Origin of the sequence: Pseudotamlana haliotis (assembly GCF_008806375.1) — a bacterium.
In the GTDB taxonomy this organism is placed as follows: Bacteria; Bacteroidota; Bacteroidia; order Flavobacteriales; family Flavobacteriaceae; genus Pseudotamlana; species Pseudotamlana haliotis.
Genome location: NZ_WAAT01000004.1, coordinates 215 through 18,270 on the forward strand (window position 1 = coordinate 215; position 18,056 = coordinate 18,270).

16 protein-coding genes and 1 other RNA gene are annotated in these 18,056 nt (G+C 33.0%); 11 read left to right on the plus strand and 6 right to left on the minus strand.

What is annotated here, in order from left to right; translation table 11 throughout:
- Positions 1-2,284: hypothetical protein (locus F6U93_RS00485; RefSeq protein ID WP_225312479.1), on the minus strand; the 2,284-nt coding region annotated here is incomplete at its 3' end.
- A 449-nt stretch (positions 2,285-2,733) separates the two neighbouring features.
- Between F6U93_RS00485 and F6U93_RS00490 the strand changes: the two genes are divergently transcribed.
- From F6U93_RS00490 to F6U93_RS00510, 5 genes are all read left to right on the plus strand, one after another.
- Positions 2,734-3,219 (plus strand): SixA phosphatase family protein, encoded by a 486-nt coding sequence (locus tag F6U93_RS00490; RefSeq protein WP_150935779.1) that lies wholly within the window; start codon positions 2,734-2,736, stop codon positions 3,217-3,219.
- 138 nt (positions 3,220-3,357) lie between these two features.
- Positions 3,358-5,421: a polyphosphate kinase 1 gene (gene ppk1 / locus F6U93_RS00495; protein ID WP_150935781.1), complete on the plus strand. Its 2,064-nt coding sequence runs from the start codon at positions 3,358-3,360 to the stop codon at positions 5,419-5,421.
- A 6-nt stretch (positions 5,422-5,427) separates the two neighbouring features.
- On the plus strand, positions 5,428-6,333 hold the full coding sequence (locus tag F6U93_RS00500; RefSeq protein ID WP_150935783.1) for a Ppx/GppA phosphatase family protein: 906 nt from the start codon (positions 5,428-5,430) through the stop codon (positions 6,331-6,333).
- Positions 6,334-6,440: 107 nt separating this feature from the next.
- Positions 6,441-7,547 (plus strand): glycosyltransferase family 4 protein, encoded by a 1,107-nt coding sequence (locus tag F6U93_RS00505; protein WP_150935785.1) that lies wholly within the window; start codon positions 6,441-6,443, stop codon positions 7,545-7,547.
- A gap of 23 nt (positions 7,548-7,570) precedes the next feature.
- Positions 7,571-8,098 (plus strand): outer membrane beta-barrel protein, encoded by a 528-nt coding sequence (locus tag F6U93_RS00510; protein WP_150935787.1) that lies wholly within the window; start codon positions 7,571-7,573, stop codon positions 8,096-8,098.
- Here F6U93_RS00510 and miaE read toward each other — a convergent pair.
- The gene (gene miaE, locus F6U93_RS00515) at positions 8,095-8,676 is read right to left on the minus strand and encodes a tRNA-(ms[2]io[6]A)-hydroxylase (protein ID WP_150935789.1); all 582 of its coding nucleotides are present in this window, start codon (positions 8,674-8,676) and stop codon (positions 8,095-8,097) included. The two genes, F6U93_RS00510 and miaE, sit on opposite strands and share 4 nt — an antisense overlap.
- 31 nt (positions 8,677-8,707) lie before the next feature.
- Positions 8,708-10,420: a DNA polymerase III subunit gamma/tau gene (gene dnaX / locus F6U93_RS00520; RefSeq protein ID WP_150935791.1), complete on the minus strand. Its 1,713-nt coding sequence runs from the start codon at positions 10,418-10,420 to the stop codon at positions 8,708-8,710.
- Between the two features lie 102 nt (positions 10,421-10,522).
- Between dnaX and rnpB the strand changes: the two genes are divergently transcribed.
- Positions 10,523-10,851, plus strand: an RNA gene (gene rnpB / locus F6U93_RS00525) — RNase P RNA component class A.
- Positions 10,852-11,086: 235 nt separating this feature from the next.
- On the opposite strand, the gene F6U93_RS00530 is transcribed toward rnpB, so the two are convergent.
- The 3 genes from F6U93_RS00530 to F6U93_RS00540 are packed head-to-tail and all read right to left on the minus strand — an operon-like array spanning position 11,087 to position 13,174.
- Positions 11,087-11,632, minus strand: a complete 546-nt coding sequence (locus F6U93_RS00530; RefSeq protein WP_150935794.1) for an RsmD family RNA methyltransferase — start codon at positions 11,630-11,632, stop codon at positions 11,087-11,089.
- Complete coding sequence (locus F6U93_RS00535) at positions 11,632-12,453, minus strand: DUF3822 family protein (RefSeq protein WP_150935796.1); 822 nt, start codon at positions 12,451-12,453, stop codon at positions 11,632-11,634. The genes F6U93_RS00530 and F6U93_RS00535 overlap by 1 nt, the downstream gene beginning before the upstream one ends.
- A complete protein-coding gene (locus F6U93_RS00540) occupies positions 12,437-13,174 on the minus strand; it encodes a hypothetical protein (RefSeq protein ID WP_191963425.1) in 738 nt (245 codons plus the stop codon). Before F6U93_RS00540 ends, F6U93_RS00535 begins: the two co-directional genes overlap by 17 nt.
- A 130-nt stretch (positions 13,175-13,304) precedes the next feature.
- Between F6U93_RS00540 and F6U93_RS00545 the strand changes: the two genes are divergently transcribed.
- From F6U93_RS00545 to F6U93_RS00565, 5 genes are all read left to right on the plus strand, one after another.
- Positions 13,305-14,729 carry an ATP-dependent DNA helicase gene (locus F6U93_RS00545; RefSeq protein ID WP_150935798.1) on the plus strand — a complete coding sequence of 475 codons (1,425 nt, stop codon included), beginning with the start codon at positions 13,305-13,307 and terminating at the stop codon, positions 14,727-14,729.
- Positions 14,730-14,808: 79 nt separating this feature from the next.
- Entirely contained in the window at positions 14,809-15,519 is a 711-nt protein-coding gene (gene kdsB / locus F6U93_RS00550) for a 3-deoxy-manno-octulosonate cytidylyltransferase (RefSeq protein WP_191963433.1), read from the plus strand.
- Positions 15,513-16,214 (plus strand): HAD family hydrolase, encoded by a 702-nt coding sequence (locus F6U93_RS00555; RefSeq protein WP_150935802.1) that lies wholly within the window; start codon positions 15,513-15,515, stop codon positions 16,212-16,214. Before kdsB ends, F6U93_RS00555 begins: the two co-directional genes overlap by 7 nt.
- Before the next feature lie 126 nt (positions 16,215-16,340).
- Entirely contained in the window at positions 16,341-17,429 is a 1,089-nt protein-coding gene (locus F6U93_RS00560) for an iron-containing alcohol dehydrogenase family protein (RefSeq protein WP_150935804.1), read from the plus strand.
- Position 17,430: 1 nt separating this feature from the next.
- Entirely contained in the window at positions 17,431-17,982 is a 552-nt protein-coding gene (locus F6U93_RS00565) for a 1-acyl-sn-glycerol-3-phosphate acyltransferase (protein WP_317132813.1), read from the plus strand.
- The last annotated feature ends 74 nt before the right edge of the window (positions 17,983-18,056 follow it).

Consider the following 18,056-nt stretch of genomic DNA (forward strand, 5'->3'; position numbering starts at 1 on the left):
CGCAGTTATCAGAATAAGTATTTTCTATTGCTGAAATATCTGAAGCTGTTGTTACTAAAGTATCAATATCAGCTTCTATCGGACAAGCATTAATATTTGTAGTTCCGCTAGGAGTATTTCCTGTAGCAGCTTCTAGATCACTACCAGAGTGTGTGATTGTGATGTCAAAATCATTAGTAGAACAACCATCAGAAATAGTATAAGTACGCTCTAAACTCCACGCACATTGATCGCCAGTAAGTGTTTGACTAACAAATGTCGCAGTTACGGTACCACAGTTATCAGAATAAGCTGTTTCTATTGCTGAAATATCAGCAGCCGTTGTTACTAAAGCATCAATATTAGCTTCTGCCGGACAAGCATTTATATTTGTAGTTCCGCTAGGGGTGTTTCCTGTAGCCGGCGTTTGATCACTACCAGAGTGTGTGATGGTTATGTTGAAGTTATTAGAAGAAATACCATCAGATATTGTATAAGTACGTTCTAAGCTCCATGCACATTGATCGCCCGTTAGGGTTTGATTTACGAAAGTAGTTGTTACCGTTCCGCAGTTATCAGAGTAGGCGGTTTCAATGTCCGTGATATCCGAAGCTGTAGTTACAATAGCATCGATTTGAGTTTCAGCAGGACAAGCATTAATATTAGTTGTACCTGGAGGGGTTGTTCCTGAAGGAGGTGTTGTATCTGAAGATGTATTAATAACAAAACTTTTATCTGTACTACAGCCTTTAGCATCTGTTACTGTGACAGTATAGTTTCCTGGTTCTAAATTTGTCAAGTCTTTAGTGGTCGCTGTGAAAGAGTTCGGTCCAGTCCAACTATAGGTATAATTAGGAAGTCCTCCAGTAACGGTTAGGTCTATTTTTCCTGAAGGTGTTGGGCTACAGGCGTCTTCTGATGAGTTTCCGTCGATTTTTAAATCAAATAAATCTAAAGTTGCAGTAGATGTTCCTAGGTCACAATTGGTGAAGGTGCTTCTAACGTTGATGGTGTAAGAACCTTCAATTAGACTCATGAAGGTTGTTGTTGATTGATAGGTTGTACCTCCATCGAAGGAATATTCATATTCGGCGGGGTCTGTGCCAATCGGACTCGTAATTTCAACCGTAAAATCATTCGGGTTGTTGCAGGTTACATTATAGGTAGGAGCGGGAGGGCGAGCAACGTAGCTTAATTTTACAGAACCTGTTTCTCTCACATGATTATTTGGAGCAGCTAATTCTAATTCATACTCAAATTCTACATCACCCATAAAATTAGCATTTGGAGGTGTGTAAGTATAAGTTCCGTCAGCATTTAGGGATAGGTTACCTACAGAAGGTTGATTTGTAACACGATATTTGGTTTTAGCTGGTGCATTATTAAGCACGGTTAAATCTCCCTGATAACTACTACCTAAACACTCAATAAGTTGCTGGTCAACAGCATATTTTTGAAGTAATAAAAATTTACCATCACCATGATCTGTGGTAGCTCCTCGAAATTGAATTTTTGTAATGTTAGATCCGAGAGGAACAATATCACTCAAGTAAAATAAGGCAATACCAATGGTACCATTATTTACATTTACGCGTTCTGATAACCAATAATCAGTACCAGTGTTGGGCACTGCACCTCCTTGAGGACCATATATTGCACTATTGTTGGCTGTGATAAATGTTTGGCCGAGTAAACCTTCTGACCCACCTCCTTTAGGCGTACCATAAATAGCAATATGAAAACAGTTATTTGCATTACGTTCTGTAACCATTAAAACACCATCCTCATTAGCTGGAATTGCAGGGTCATAAGAAATAGCCTGTACTTGAGGAGGCGCACTATAGGGATAATTTAATGGAGGATTATCATTAACCTCTACAATTAAACCATAGTCATTACAAATGTCTTTACCATTCTTATCTGAAGTAAAATAATGATTTAAATTTTGATCTTTAAAGGCATTTAAAGCATTAAGATTCCATGAACTGCTAGCGCTTGTACCTTCAATTTCAATATCACCATTATAAATTTTGTTAGCTGTATCACCTTCTTCTCCAAGTCTAGATAACTCATAGCTAGTAGGAACAACAAAGGTGTTGTACTGTGTACCGTTAATAGTGATATAATCTAAAACTGCGGGATCTTTTGGGGCACTTTGTGGATCTGCCCAACTAAAAGTAACGCCTGTTTTTATAGAATTGGCATTAGTTTGTCCGTATATGAAGATTGGGGAAATAACAAAAAATGCAAGAATTAAAGCATTTTTCAAGATGTTTACCGAAATACAATTGTAATTATTTCTCATATTGCATTTAATAATATGGTTATATATATTTATTAGGATCACATTTAATCATTGTATTTAAATCTTGAGCAGAAAGAAATACATGATTAAGTTGAAATCTTGATAAGGTTTTAGCGTTAAAAAATGAGGGAAGACAAATTATGTCAGCATGGTACAGGGATGTTTTCGTTCGGTTTGGGTACATAAGCTATGTCTTTTGTAGGTGAGACAAATGAAGCTATATGACCGTTGAAGTTCAAAAATAAATGTTAAATCACTTAAATATTCGTTTAAGAGTTTGTTAAAAGTTGTTAAACGGAATAATTAGTAATTTGTCGTATGGAGTGTATTTATTAATTAATTCTCATGTTTTTATTGGTTTTGATTAATATTTGTAGGTTTTTTAAATCGAAATATGTATAATCATTAAATTTTAAAAGCGGTGCAATAATCTTAATTTACCTGATATTATGAAAAACTTAATTTTAGTAAGACATGCAAAATCTTCTTGGGAGTTTGATGTTATAGATCATGAACGTCCGCTTACCCAAAGAGGTGTGGAAGATGCCCATTTGGTTTCAAAAGCACTTAAAAAAGAGGGGTTAGAGATTGATATGCTTGTTTCTAGTGACGCCAAACGTGCGAAAAACACAGCTGAGGTTTTTATATCAAATTTGAATATAAATCAAGAAATTGTGACCTATAATTATGACTTATATGATTTTGCAGGTTATAACCTTCTTGAATTTATTAAATCGAGTGACGATTCTATAAATACTTTGATGGTTTTTGGACATAATCATGCCTTTACAGATTTTGTTAATACTTATGGTGATTTGAACATTGATAATGTGCCTACTGCTGGTTTTGTTAAAATTCAATTTAATATCTCCCATTGGAGAGATTTAAATAAAGGTAAAACGGTTAAAACATTATTTTCTCGAGATTTAAAATAAAAAAGAAATAAGATCTTTATACCTCCAATCTTAAATTATCATTAATTCTGACCTATTTTTAAGGATTACAAGGGGTTTTTCTTAACATTATTACAGTAAATACGATATATTTGTTTAGGATAATTAAAATAATGCTGAATGACAAAACCAGATGCTTCCGTAAGTAATAGTTATATAAATAGAGAAATAAGTTGGCTACAATTTAATGCTAGAGTGCTGCAAGAAGCAGCAGATGAGGCTGTTCCTTTAATTGAGAGATTACGGTTCTTAGGTATTTTTTCTAATAACTTAGATGAATTCTTTAAAGTGCGTTATGCGACCGTAAAGCGTATTGTAGAAGCAGGAAAAGGTGCGAAAAATGAACTTGGCGGTATTAAAGCAAAGGAATTGCTTGAAATTATAACTCAAATTGTAATTAACCAGCAAAGCGAGAGTTTAGATATTCTTCATGAAATAGGTAATAAATTAAAAGAAGAAAATATTCATCTCATTAATGAGACTCAAATTGATTCTGGTCAGCATGAGTTTATAAAAGAATATTTTCTTAAAGAAGTTAGTCCAGCGCTAGTCACTATTATTCTTAATGATGAGGTCGTTCTTCCTAACTTAAAAGATAGTGCGGCATATCTAGCCGTAAGAATGTTAATGCCTGGTGATAAAAAGCAGTTTGCTTTAATAGAGATTCCAAAATCTGTTAATCGATTTGTAGTACTACCAAAACAAGGTGATAAATTCTTTATTATTGCTGTAGATGATTTGCTACGTCATTGTTTGAGTGATATTTTTAATATTTTCGATTATAAAAGTATCTCTGCACATATGATTAAAATCACACGTGATGGTGAGTTGGATTTTGAGAGTGACTTAAGTAAAAGTTTTATAGATAAATTATCTGATAGCGTTAAGCACCGTGAGGTAGGAGAACCAGTGCGATTTGTTTATGATAAAACGATTCATAAAGATACGCTACAATTCTTGATGTCTAAAATGGGTATTAATGAAACGGATAGTATTATTCCTGGCGGACGTTATCACAATAGAAGAGATTATATGGGGTTCCCAAGTTTAGGACGAACAGATCTTTTATATGATAAAATAGAAGCTTTACCAGTAAAAGGCTTGAGTTTACAGGATAGTATACTAAAATCAATTTCTAAGAAAGATTATTTACTTCATGCGCCTTACCAAACTTTTTCATACATCGTTAAGTTTTTAAGAGAGGCGGCATTAGATCCAACAGTTAAGACGATAAAAATTACAATATATCGTCTGGCTCAAATTTCACATATCGCTAGTTCATTGATAAACGCCGCTATTAACGGGAAGTCTGTTACGGTTTCAATTGAACTTCGAGCACGATTTGATGAACAGGCCAATATTAATTATGCCAAACAAATGGAAGAAGTTGGAGTGAACTTGATCTTTGGTGTGGCAGGACTTAAAGTGCATAGTAAAATGTGTGTGATTGAACGTGAAGAAGGCAAAAAAACACGACGTTATGGGTTTATAAGTACAGGAAATTTTAACGAATCTACAGCTAAAATTTATACAGATTATACACTCTTTACAGCCAATCAAAAGATTTTAAAAGATGTAGATAAGATCTTTGAGTTCTTTAAAACCAATTATAAAATTAATAAGTATAAACACCTGATTGTATCACCTCATTATACTAAAAAGGAAGTTTTTAATCTTATAGATAAAGAAATAGAAAACGTTCGCCAAGGCAAGGAAGGTCTTATCAGATTAAAAATGAACAGTATCTCTAGTTATGATATGGTTGATAAACTTTATGAAGCTAGTCGTGCTGGTGTAAAAATACAAATGATTGTTCGTGGTTTATGTTGTTTAATACCAGGTGTTCCAGGAATGAGTGAGAATATAGAAGTTATTAGTGTTGTTGATAAATTTTTAGAACATTCTAGGCTTTATATTTTTGGTAATAATGGTGATCCAAAAGTTTATATTTCATCAGCAGATTGGATGACTCGAAATATTGAAAATAGAGTAGAGGTAAGTTGTCCTATTTATGATCAAGACGTTAAACAAGAAATCATTGATACTTATAATATTTGTTGGGCAGATAATGTTAAGGCTCGAATATTAAATGATTCACAGGAAAATGAATACCGTCGTAATAATGATGAGAAAATACGTTCTCAATATGCCATTTATGAGTATTATCAAAAGAAACTAGATTAAACTTATATGCTTTCAATAAAAAAATACGCTGCCATAGATATTGGTTCCAATGCGGTACGTTTACTTATTTCGAATATCATAGAACAAAAGGGACGTCCTGTACAGTTTAAAAAGAACTCTTTAGTTAGAGTTCCAATTCGTTTAGGCGCAGATGTATTTGTAAAAGGCAAAATTTCAAAAGAAAACACACAGCGTATTCTTGATACCATGCTTGCTTTTAAGCTATTAATGAAATCGCATAAAGTTGTTAAGTATAAAGCTTGTGCAACTTCAGCTATGAGAGAGTCAACTAATGGTAAGCAGATTGTAGATTTAGTCTTAGAGCAGTCAGGAATCAGTATTGATGTGATAGGAGGGGAAGAAGAAGCTGCTATTATTGCGGCAACTGATTTGAACTCATACATTGACCCTAATAAAACCTATTTATATGTTGATGTAGGTGGAGGAAGTACTGAGTTTACGGTATTCGACCAAGGGAAATCAGTAGCTTCTAAATCATTTAAAATTGGTACGGTAAGACTCTTAAATGATATGGTAAAGAATGAAGCTTGGCAAGAACTACGTGAGTGGATCGCTTCAAATGCCTTAGGTTTTGATAAGATTTCAGTGATAGGTTCTGGAGGAAATATCAATAAAATATTCAAGATTTCAGGAAAATCAATGGGAAAACCTCTGTCGTATTTCTATATGAGCTCTTATTACAACAAGCTTCAGAGCTATTCGTATGAAGAGCGTATTACAGAGCTGGACCTTAATCAAGATCGCGCAGATGTTATCATTCCAGCTATGCGCATATATCTATCTGCTATGAAGTGGAGTGGAGCTAAAAATATTTATGTTCCGAAAATCGGATTGGCAGATGGCGTTATAAAAAGTATTTATTTCGATACCGTTTCTAGCAATACACAGTAAAATTCTGCACTTCACCTTTTATTGTTGTACGACTTTATAATTATAATATATATTCGTCTTTATTAAGATTTACGATACCCCAACTATCGCTTAAATACTACTAAGGAATGAAATTATTATACATTGTTAATCAGCTAAATGGTACGACTGGGCAAGAGCGTATTATAGCCATAAAAACCGATTATTTTATAAAAGAATATCATTACGACATTGTGGTTGTAGCGCTTGATGAAGAAGGTGACGTTCCTTTCTTTGAGGTAAATCCCAAAATCAAAAAGTACAATTTACCTAAAACAAAAGAATCTTTATTTTCTAGTCTTTCAAAAATGAAACAAGTTAATAAGATCCTTAAAGATGAAAACCCTGATGTAGTGGTTGTGGTGGTTGATAATATTTCGGGACTTTATATTCCAAACTTTTTAAGCAATAAATATAAATATGTGTATGAACGCCATAATTCTAAAAGCGTCAATTATACTCAAGATTCAAATTCTATATCAACTAAGTTTTTAAATAAAGCAAAAAAGGCTTTGTTAGACCAAGGAGGAAAAGCCTATGATAAAGTTGTTTTACTTTCTGATGATCATATTGAAGAGTGGAAATACCTAAAAAACATTGAAATAATAAGTAATCCGTTAATTTTTTATCCGGAAAATTATGCGCCGTTAGAAAATAAACGAGTTTTAGCTGTTGGTAGACACACCCATCAGAAAGGCTTTGATTTCCTTTTAAAAAGTTGGTTGGAAGTGGTGAAAGTTCATAAAGATTGGACTTTAGATATCTACGGAAAGAAAGATGAACATTCTAGGTACGTTAAATTAGCTGAAGATTACGGAATTTCTCAATATATAAATTTTCATGAGCCTGTTTCTAATATTATGGATGTGTACTTAGAGTCTTCAATCTACGCATTATCTTCAAGATTTGAAGGCTTTCCTTTAGTTCTAATTGAAACTATGGCCTGTGGTGTTCCTGCTGTAGCATTTAATTGTCCGTGTGGAGTAAAGGAGCTCATTACAGATCAAGAAGACGGTTTTTTAGTAGAAGTTAATGATACAGAAGCTTTTGCTAAATCATTAATGAAGCTTATAGAAAATCCTAAGAAACGTAAATCAATGGGAGCAGCTGCTCGAAAAAATATTTTAAGATTATCACCTGAAGAAATATTTCCGAAATGGAAGCATATGTTTGAAGAACTTATCGAAATTAATTAACTAACCCAAATAACCTATTTATTATGAAATATATCTATTTATTCTTATTCATTACGTTATGGTCTTTAAAAGGTTATACTCAAGGTGTCAAATACGGTGTTCGTGGTGGCATGAACATTTCTAGTCTAGATTTTTACAGTGAAATTCCGGTGGATAACACGCACAGAAATAGTGTCTATTTTGGTGCTTTAGCAGATATATATTTAACCAAAACGATATCACTTATTCCTGAACTTCAATTTTCTTATGAAGGTTCTAAAGCTGAAGAATTACAGTTTGACTATATTCAAATGCCTATTTTAGTGAGTATTAATATCTTTAAAAATATTCGTGTAAATTTTGGTCCGCAAATTGGTTTAAAAGTTCATGAGGTTGATGATATGGCTGCTAACTTTGGGTTTTCATCCATACTCGGGCTCGAATATCGTATCAATTATGCCTTATTTGTTGATGTACGTCATTCTAACGGACTTAGGAATGTATTTGATGACGATTCAGGGCTTGGTGCTAAAAACAAGAACTTCCAAATAGGTGTCGGTTATAAATTTTAACCGTGAATAGATTCATAAGTGCCTAAATTTCGCATAATTTCGGCTTCATATTCTAAAAGTGCTTGCCATTTTGTATCCACTTCTTTTTTGTCACCATATTGTCTAGCAAACCCTAAAAACATAGTGTAATGATTGGCCTCACTTACCATAAGGTTTCTGTAAAATGTCGCTAATTCTTGGTCTTCCAGTTCCTCTGAAAGCAATCTAAAACGTTCACAACTACGAGCCTCAATCAAAGCGGCATATAATAATCTATGAGTGAGTTGTGTGGTTCGGCTGCCTCCTTTAGGGAAAAACTTTATTAACTGTAACACGTAGTCATCACGTCTGTCTCGACCTAAAACCCATCCACGTTCAATGATTTTATCATGAACCATTTTAAAATGACTGATTTCTTCCTTGACTAAAGCGGTCATTTCCTGAACCAAATCGGTATACTCAGGAAAACTTACAATTAAAGAAATTGCTGTGCTAGTTGCCTTTTGTTCGCAAAAAGCGTGATCGGTTAAAATTTCTTCTATATTTTTTTCTACAATATTTACCCAACGCGGGTCGGTTGGTAATTTTAATCCTAGCATAATTTTAGATTTTTAAAATTTAATAAAAAGGTTAAAGTCCTAAATCGAAAGTTCTTCTTAAAAGATCAATACTAGGGTTTTTCTCTTTTAATTTTTCAAATTTCTCAACGGTTGTATAGGCGTATTGTTTTTCCTTAACTTCATTAACAGCTATTTCTAATGAAATGTCATAATTACTCAAAGATTTTCTTATATGCAATAAGAGTTCATACTGTTGACGTTCTACTTCAATTTTATTGGTAGCATTAGGAAATTCTATATGAGCGGTTGTGCCTTTTAATTTTGGGGTATCAATGGCTAAAATAGATGCGAGATTATGTTTTCCTTCCTTTCTTAATATCCCGATGTATTCATTCCATACTTTGTGGAAGTCAGCTTCTTCAAAGGCATCAGTAGGCAAGTTTTCTTCATCAACTACGACCTCCATTTGTTTAATTTGATGATCTTTTTTAGCTCTTATACTGCTAAGTGATAGTCCAGAAGTACGCTTGGTATCTTTTTTTAGTACCACTTTAGGAGGCTGCTGTACTTGAAAGGCTGTCGTCGCTTTATTTTTTGCTTGGTTTAAGGGTGTTTCTGTTGTTTCAGACGGTTCTTTAGTAGGCACCTGAACAGCAATAGGAGTAATGCCTTTCTTTTGAAAATAGGAAGCTGGTATTATGAAAGGTTTACCATTTTTTTTTTCTCCATCGAAAGTGATAGAGGCAAGCTGCATGAGGCATAGTTCAACGAGTAGTCGCTGATTTTTACTGGTTTTGTATTTGAGATCACAATCATTAGCCAGGTTAATACCCTCCATTAAAAATTCTTGTGAAGCCTTTTTAGCTTGTTCTAGGTATTTTTCTTTGGTTTGTTCACCAACCTCTAGAAGTTCTATCGTTTCTTGGTTTTTGCTAACTAGTAAATCTCTAAAATGTGAGGCTAAACCAGCGATAAAATGATGACCATCAAAACCTTTTGAAAGCGTATCATTGAACTGAATCAACAATTCTGGAATTTTATTTTCTAGAATAAGATCCGTACTCTTAAAGTAAGTTTCGTAATCAAGAACATTTAAGTTTTCGGTAACCGCTTGTCGCGTCAAGTTTTTACCTGAGAAACTCACCACACGATCAAAAATAGAGAGCGCATCACGCATCGCACCATCAGCCTTTTGGGCAATGATGTGTAAAGCGTCATCTTCAGCAGTAATTCCTTGTTCTTCGGCAATATATTTTAAATATTCCTTAGCATCTTTAACAGTAATACGTTTAAAGTCAAATATTTGACAACGTGATAAAATGGTAGGGATTATTTTATGTTTTTCTGTAGTTGCTAAAATAAAGATACAGTGCTTTGGTGGTTCTTCTAATGTTTTAAGAAAAGCATTAAAAGCGGCTTGAGATAACATATGAACCTCATCAATAATATAGACCTTGTATTTACCAACTTGTGGCGGTATACGAACTTGATCAGTTAAATTCCTAATGTCATCAACCGAGTTGTTTGAAGCAGCATCCAGTTCAAAAACATTAAAAGCAAAATCTTCATCACCAGATTCTTGTCCGTCACTATTAATCATTTTAGCCAAAATACGTGCACAAGTTGTTTTACCAACACCACGCGGACCAGTGAATAATAGGGCTTGAGCTAAGTGGTTGTTATCAATGGCATTTAATAATGTATTTGTAATAGCTTGCTGACCCACGACGTCTTTAAACGTTTGGGGTCTGTATTTTCGAGCCGATACAATAAAATGTTCCATTGAAAAATCTTAGAACAACAAAGTTAAAAATTCGGTGATTAAAACTGAATTCATAAGGTAAAAATTAACAGGAGTTATTAACAATTTATGTACTTTTGCGCCCAAGTAAATCGCCTTATCGCTGTTCATGCAAATGAACGGAGGAAAGTCCGAACACCATAGTGCAACATAGTGGTTAATGGCCACCAGTCGTGAGATTAGGAAAAGTGCAACAGAAAGTATGTACAGGTAATGCTGTAGTGAAACCCGGTAAACTCTATGTGGTGCAATGTCATGTAAACTAGCGCTCCGATACTTATCGGGAGAAGGCGGCACGTTTGATGCTAGAGGGTAGGCAGCTAAAGTGTACAGGTAACTGTACATTCAGATAAATGATAAGGGTGTTTAATTTTTTAAACATACAGGATTCGGCTTATAGATTTACTTAAGCATAAATAAACCCTTCTTTTTAAAAAGAAGGGTTTATCATTTAAAAACTAGTGACTAACTAATAATTATAATCTTTAAAAAGTCACATTAATATGCTTAATGGTTTTTAAGTTTAGTGCCAAAAAACTCTCACTCTAAACCAAACATAAATATGCTCGTGTTTTGATTGTGATAGACTAATAATATTATCTTAGTAGGGGAGTTCTAAAGTACTGAAAAAAAGTGAATTATAATAATTTATGATTCAGTAATTTCAAAAAAGCTAAACATATTGCCACCATAACTTTTAGAATAAGAGAAATGCCTTACATCAGAGAGGTTGGTATGTTTAGAATGCTCAACAATCAGCACGCCGTCTTCAAGTAATAAGTTATTTTCAAAAACCAAATCTGGAATTCTTGAAAACTGTTCTACTGAAAAATCGTAAGGCGGATCGGCAAAGATGATGTTGGTTTGAAGTTTTGATTTTTCTAAGAATTTGAAAACATCACTTTTAATGGTTTGAATAGGCATATCAAAAGCTTCTGCTGTTTGGTTTATGAATTTGATACATCCAAAATTTTGATCAACACTAGTGATAGATTCTGTGCCTCTAGAAGCAAATTCATAACTAATATTACCAGTTCCTGCGAAAAGATCTAACACAGAAATTTCATCAAAATAATACAGGTTGTTTATAATGTTAAATAAAGACTCCTTTGCCATATCAGTAGTGGGGCGTACAGGCAAGTTTTTAGGTGCTATAATTTTTCTGCTTTTATATAATCCTGATATGATTCGCATTAGATATTTTTTATTAAAGTGAAGTTGGAATACCTTGTTTGTGGTTGAGTGTCAAATTTAAAACGATCATTTCGGTTACCAAAACTAATATGACGTATGTATTTGTATGCAATATTATATAAATGGTCGTCTTTATCAATGGCACCTAAGAGAACTAATTTAAGTGTTTCCGGATCTAATTTTAATTGTTCGGCAGTAAATAAAATGTAATAAATAAAATCAGCTTCAGTACCATAAGCAAAGCTGTTGTATAATTTTAGTTTACCATGTTCAACAATGACTATTTCAAAATGATCAGTACAAACGTGAACATATAAACGGGTGTTCATTTTGTTTCTTTCAATTTGAAGAATGTTTTCTATTAAAACTGTTGAACTGTGTTTAAACGTAAAGGCCCCAAACTTATCATAAATGAAGTTGTTTATATTAATATATGGAACGTAAACATTAACACTATGGTTTTCTAAAATCGAATCAAAAGTGATGTAGTCTGATTTTAAAATTTTAGCATTGAATTTTAAATAATCTGCTAAATGATCTTCATTAAATAAATCCTGTGGCATTAAGGCAGAAAGATCGTTGTCATGAACAACGGAAACCTTAGAAAAGTTTAATGATAAGGCCTGTTCTGTATTAAATAGATCTTTTAATCGATCTAACAAGGCTAGGGGATTGAGTTTCTTTTCAAACTGAAATTCGCTCAAATTAATAATCGTATTGCTATTACGATTTAGTATACAAAAAGAAAGTCCACTCAAACTTATTTGAATGGACAATTCTGTATTTGTGAGTTCGTTAGAACTGTTATTCGTTTGCGCCATATGTTTTAGGCCAGTTTCCGGTTGTATTAACCTCATCCATAGAACCTACTCTCAATTCATCACCATTAACACCATCAACAGAGATTACTTGCTTTTCTTGAACTACAAGGTCTTTATTTTGGTCGTATAATAAAACATCTTTTTTCACAGAAGCTTTAAAAACAGGGATGTTAATATTATTTTGTTCGATATATCCAGATTCCATTTTAAATTTTTCACCTTCTTTTCCAACAGGAACATTCATCATCGTTTTATATCTATTTGAAGATTTAAATAAAGAATCTTTAACTGGTACAAAGCCTAAGGTATCTATAACTACAATTTCTTTATAAGAGTCAACACCGTATAATTTAGTCTTCTCTTCATCAAGAACAGTAGAATCTCTACGTTGCGTAATAGTATACTCCGCAGTATCAATAAATTTTATTAATTTATTAAAATCGCCTTCAAATTTACCAGTAACTTGACGGTGAGCTAATTGAGAATCTCTAATATCTTTTAAACTTTCAATAACTTGAACGTAACGCTTGTTTTTTAATTTGTTAAATTTAATTGGCTCATAAACAGACATATATGTTAAATAACCTAGGTAGCCAATTAAAATCCATAGGGCAATAGTTAAGACAGGTTTAAGTTTTTGAGGAATAACTTTGTCAATTAACTTCACCAAGCCAATTGTAACTAGTATTACAGCAACTGCAATAAGAATAAATGTTAACATAATATGTTCTTTAATTAAAAATTATTTATAAAGGTATTTAGCAAATCTACAATTTTTTTTTAACCGTAAAAACAAAGAGAGTAAAAATCATTTCTATCTTTGAATAAAAAAAATCCCCAGACTCCATTAGATGAATGTTTCTCAATTTTATCTGCTTATAAAACAGCAGTTTCCGTTTAATCCAACCCTAAAACAAAATATTGTATTACAGCAATTATCTGAATTTATTTTAAGTGATTCACCAAATGCACTATATTTATTAAAAGGTTATGCTGGAACGGGAAAAACAACGATAGTAGGGGCTATAGTTTCTAATTTATGGAAGGCCAAGAAAAGCGCGGTTCTATTGGCTCCAACGGGGCGAGCAGCTAAAGTTATTTCTAATTATTCAGGAAAGGAAGCCTTCACAATCCATAAAAAAATCTATTTTCCGAAGAAAGAAAAGGGCGGTGGGGTCAAATTTGTTTTGCAACCTAACAAGCACAAAAACACGGTTTTTATAGTCGATGAAGCTTCCATGATTCCAGATACTCCTGGCGAATCTAAATTTGTAGAAAACGGCTCGCTATTAAATGATTTAATGCAGTATGTTTATTCAGGACACCATTGTAAGTTACTTTTAATTGGTGACACCGCTCAATTACCTCCAGTAAAATTAGATCTAAGTCCGGCATTAGATGAAAACACGCTTAGGCTTAATTATAACAAGGAAGTCACCAGAATGGAGTTAGACGAAGTAGTACGGCAGGAACAAGATTCAGGAATACTTGTTAATGCCACCGTTTTAAGAGAAACTCTAGCGAGTTCGTTTTTTGATGCGTTTAAATTTGAAGTAGGGCCTTTTAAAGATATCGTAAGGCTTGTTGATGGTTATGAGATTATGGATGCTATTAATGATGCTTATAGTGACTTGGGTAATGAAGAAACAGCTATTATCGTTAGAAGTAACAAACGCGCCAATCTATATAATCAACAAATAAGATCAAGAATTTTATTTAATGAAAATGAATTGTCTGCTGGTGATTATCTCATGGTAGTGAAGAATAATTATTTTTGGATTAAACCTATTACTGAAGCTGGATTTATAGCAAATGGCGATATCATTGAGGTGTTAGAAATCTTTAGCATACAAGCTTTATACGGTTTTCGTTTTGCTGAAGTTAAAATAAGAATGGTTGATTATCCGAACATGAAACCTTTTGAAACCGTACTACTTTTAGATACTATAGAAGGCGAGACCCCATCTTTATCTTATGAAGATTCCAACCGACTTTATCAAGAGGTTTTAAAAGATTTTGAAAATGAAGGCAGTAATTATAAAAAGTTTTTAAAAGTAAAAGCGAGCAAACATTTTAATGCTCTACAAGTGAAGTTTTCATATGCGATAACCTGTCATAAATCCCAAGGTGGTCAATGGCACACGGTATTTGTTGAGCAACCATATTTACCAAACGGCATTGATAAAGATTATCTACGTTGGTTGTATACCGCGGTCACTCGAGCTAAAGAAAAATTGTACTTGATTGGTTTTAAAGATGATTTTTTTGAAGAATAGCTTTAAAATTAAGTACTTTTGAAGTGAAATTGAAGGATCATAAATCAATTTAAAATTTAAACCTGTGAATATAATTTCAATGATTCCGGCGCGATATGCAGCTTCGCGCTTTCCAGGAAAACTTATGCAAGATCTTGGTGGTAAAACCGTTATTTTAAGAACTTATGAAGCCACTGTAGCAACAAAACTTTTTGACGATGTATTTGTTGTAACCGATAGTGATGTTATTTTTCAAGAAATTGTAAATAATGGTGGCAAAGCCATTATGAGTAAAAAGGAACATGACTGTGGCAGTGATCGTATTGCGGAAGCTGTTGAGTTTATGGATATAGATATTGTAATTAACGTGCAAGGTGATGAACCTTTTACCGATAAAGAATCACTTGCTAAACTCATTGATGTTTTTAAGGAGGATAAAGACAAAAGTATTGATTTAGCTTCGTTAATGGTTCATATTACAAATGAAGATGAAATCCAGAATACTAATACCGTAAAAGTTATTGTAGATAAATTTAACTTTGCGCTCTATTTTTCACGTAGTCCCATTCCATACTTAAGAGATAAAGATGCTGGAGCTAAATTTTTTAAACACAAAGGTGTTTATGCTTTTAGAAAGGAGGCGATTTTAGATTTTTATAGATTACCAATGCTGCCATTAGAAGCTTCTGAAAAGATTGAATGTATCAGGTATTTGGAGTACGGAAAACGTATAAAAATGGTTGAAACCGATGTTGAAGGTGTAGAAATTGATACTCCTGAAGACTTAGAACGCGCAAAAAAAATATGGTAGATTATAGTAATATTAAAGTAATAGGTTTTGATGCCGATGATACTTTATGGGTAAATGAAACCTATTTTAGAGATGCAGAAACAGAATTTGCAAAGTTGCTGTCTAAATATGAAACTCCTAATAAAATAGATCAAGAGCTTTTTAAAATGGAAATTGGCAACTTACCATTATATGGTTACGGTGTTAAAGCCTTTACCTTATCAATGGTAGAATGTGCTTTAGAATTATCCAATAAAAATGTTTCGTCAAAAACTATTGAAGCCATTTTAAATATTGGGAAAGACATGCTGAATAAGCCTGTTGAAGTGCTTGTTGGTGTAGAAGATGTTTTGGAGGAATTATCAAAAAAATACCGTTTGATATTAGCAACAAAAGGGGATTTACTAGATCAAGAGCAAAAATTAGAGAAATCTGGATTAACGAAATATTTTCATCACATTGAAGTATTAAGTGATAAAAAGGAAAATAATTACTCAAAGTTATTAAAACATTTAAAGGTAGATCCAAAAGAGTTTCTAATGATAGGTAACTCTTTAAAATCTGATGTTTTACCACTAGTGAATATCAATGCACATGCCATTCATGTCCCATTTCATACCACATGGGCTCACGAACAGGTGAAAGAAGAAGAAACTAATGGTAAAACGTATAAATCTATAGATTCAATAAGCGAAATTTTAAATATTTTAAAATAGCTTAAGAAATAATGACCTTTTTGAACAGTTTTTAGAGGTCGTTTTAAAGTGATATTTTGACAGGAATTACGGCTGTAAAAGTTAAATTAATTGTATTTTTGGCAATTCTAAAAGCAAACGTGTTAAATGAGTTATAAGAACTTTCCAATGGTACCAAGAGTTATTTTTGGTAGAGGTAGTTTTAATCAGTTAGATGAAATTTTAGCGGCTAAACGCTTGAGTGTTAATGCTCCTTTTATTTTTCTTGTAGATGATGTTTTTAAAAACAACAATGAGTTAACTTCAAGAATACCATTGTCTTACGAGGATAGAATTGTTTTTATTTCAACAAAAGAAGAGCCTAAAACTTATCAAGTTGATGAACTCGTTGAAGATATTATTTTAAAAACAAAAGCACAACCATCTGGTATTATAGGTATAGGAGGAGGCTCTATTTTAGACTTAGCTAAAGCCGTTTCAATCATGTTAACCAATGAAGGGGAGGCTAAAGATTATCAAGGCTGGGATTTGGTTAAAAATCCTGCTATTTATCACGTTGGCATTCCTACAATTTCTGGTACAGGCGCAGAAGTTTCAAGAACAACAGTATTAACTGGTCCGGATAAAAAATTAGGAATTAATTCTGATTATACCCCGTTTGATCAAGTTTTGTTAGATTCTGAATTAACTAAAGATGTGCCTAAAGCACAATGGTTTTATACAGGAATGGATTGCTTTATTCATTGTGTAGAATCTTTAAAAGGTTCTTATTTAAATGCTTTTAGTCAAAGTTATGGTGAGAAATCTTTTGATTTATGTAAAGAGATCTTTTTAGAAAAAACTTATGATGCTTCTGATGTTGATTCTCAAGAGAAATTAATGATGGCTTCATGGCATGGTGGAATGAGTATTGCCTATTCCCAAGTTGGCGTAGCCCACGCCATGAGTTATGGTTTATCTTATCTTTTAGGAACCAAGCATGGTATAGGAAATTGTATTGTATTTGATCACTTAGAGGAGTTTTATTCAGAAGGTGTGGCGATGTTTAAGGAAATGAAAGCCAAGCATAATATTGAATTGCCTCAAGGTATTTGTGCGCACTTAAGTGACGATGAATTTAATATTATGATTGATGTTGCTTTGGGGTTAGAGCCTCTTTGGGAAAATGCCATAGGTAAGAACTGGAAGAAAACGATTACTAGAGAAAAATTAAGAGGGCTTTACCAAAAGATGTAACATGATGCAAAGCCTGGCTAAATTTATTTTCTTCAAATGTTTAGGCTGGCGTATAGTTGGTAACTCAGACTTCTCAAAAAACAGGGTCAAAAAAGCGATTCTTATCGCGGCGCCACATACCAGTTGGCATGATTTTTATATTGGTATTCTAATTCGGGCAGTAGTTCAGTTTAAAAGTAATTTTATAGCAAAGAAAGAATTGTTTGTGTTTCCTTTAGGGTGGTTTCTGCGGACTGTTGGTGGTAGTCCTATAAACCGTCAAGCAAACGAGAATAAGGTAGATGCTATAGCCAAATTATTTGATGATAAAGAGGAATTTAGAATAGCCTTAGCACCTGAAGGAACACGACAAAAAGTGGAGACGTTTAGATCAGGTTTTTACTATATCGCTAAAAAAGCACAAGTGCCTATTATCATGTTTACTTTAGATTATGAAAATAAACAAACTAAAGTTTCCGAACCGTTTTATCCTTCCGAAAATATAGAAGATGATTTTAAATACATCTACGATTTCTTTAAAGATGTTAAAGGTAAAATTGTCGAATTCTCTTAAATTATTTAGTTTAGTTATGATCTTTAATTTGCTTAAAATTAACACTTTGTATGTTTATTAGTTGCGTAGTTTTA

Coding starts and splice junctions, on each gene's coding strand:
- F6U93_RS00490 (WP_150935779.1), top strand. CDS start 2,734: ATGAAAAACTTAATTTTAGTAAGACATGCAAAATCTTCTTGGGAGTTT.
- ppk1 (WP_150935781.1), top strand. CDS start 3,358: ATGACAAAACCAGATGCTTCCGTAAGTAATAGTTATATAAATAGAGAA.
- F6U93_RS00500 (WP_150935783.1), top strand. CDS start 5,428: ATGCTTTCAATAAAAAAATACGCTGCCATAGATATTGGTTCCAATGCG.
- F6U93_RS00505 (WP_150935785.1), top strand. CDS start 6,441: ATGAAATTATTATACATTGTTAATCAGCTAAATGGTACGACTGGGCAA.
- F6U93_RS00510 (WP_150935787.1), top strand. CDS start 7,571: ATGAAATATATCTATTTATTCTTATTCATTACGTTATGGTCTTTAAAA.
- miaE (WP_150935789.1), bottom strand. CDS start 8,676: ATGCTAGGATTAAAATTACCAACCGACCCGCGTTGGGTAAATATTGTA.
- dnaX (WP_150935791.1), bottom strand. CDS start 10,420: ATGGAACATTTTATTGTATCGGCTCGAAAATACAGACCCCAAACGTTT.
- F6U93_RS00530 (WP_150935794.1), bottom strand. CDS start 11,632: ATGCGAATCATATCAGGATTATATAAAAGCAGAAAAATTATAGCACCT.
- F6U93_RS00535 (WP_150935796.1), bottom strand. CDS start 12,453: ATGGCGCAAACGAATAACAGTTCTAACGAACTCACAAATACAGAATTG.
- F6U93_RS00540 (WP_191963425.1), bottom strand. CDS start 13,174: ATGTTAACATTTATTCTTATTGCAGTTGCTGTAATACTAGTTACAATT.
- F6U93_RS00545 (WP_150935798.1), top strand. CDS start 13,305: ATGAATGTTTCTCAATTTTATCTGCTTATAAAACAGCAGTTTCCGTTT.
- kdsB (WP_191963433.1), top strand. CDS start 14,809: ATGATTCCGGCGCGATATGCAGCTTCGCGCTTTCCAGGAAAACTTATG.
- F6U93_RS00555 (WP_150935802.1), top strand. CDS start 15,513: ATGGTAGATTATAGTAATATTAAAGTAATAGGTTTTGATGCCGATGAT.
- F6U93_RS00560 (WP_150935804.1), top strand. CDS start 16,341: ATGAGTTATAAGAACTTTCCAATGGTACCAAGAGTTATTTTTGGTAGA.
- F6U93_RS00565 (WP_317132813.1), top strand. CDS start 17,431: ATGATGCAAAGCCTGGCTAAATTTATTTTCTTCAAATGTTTAGGCTGG.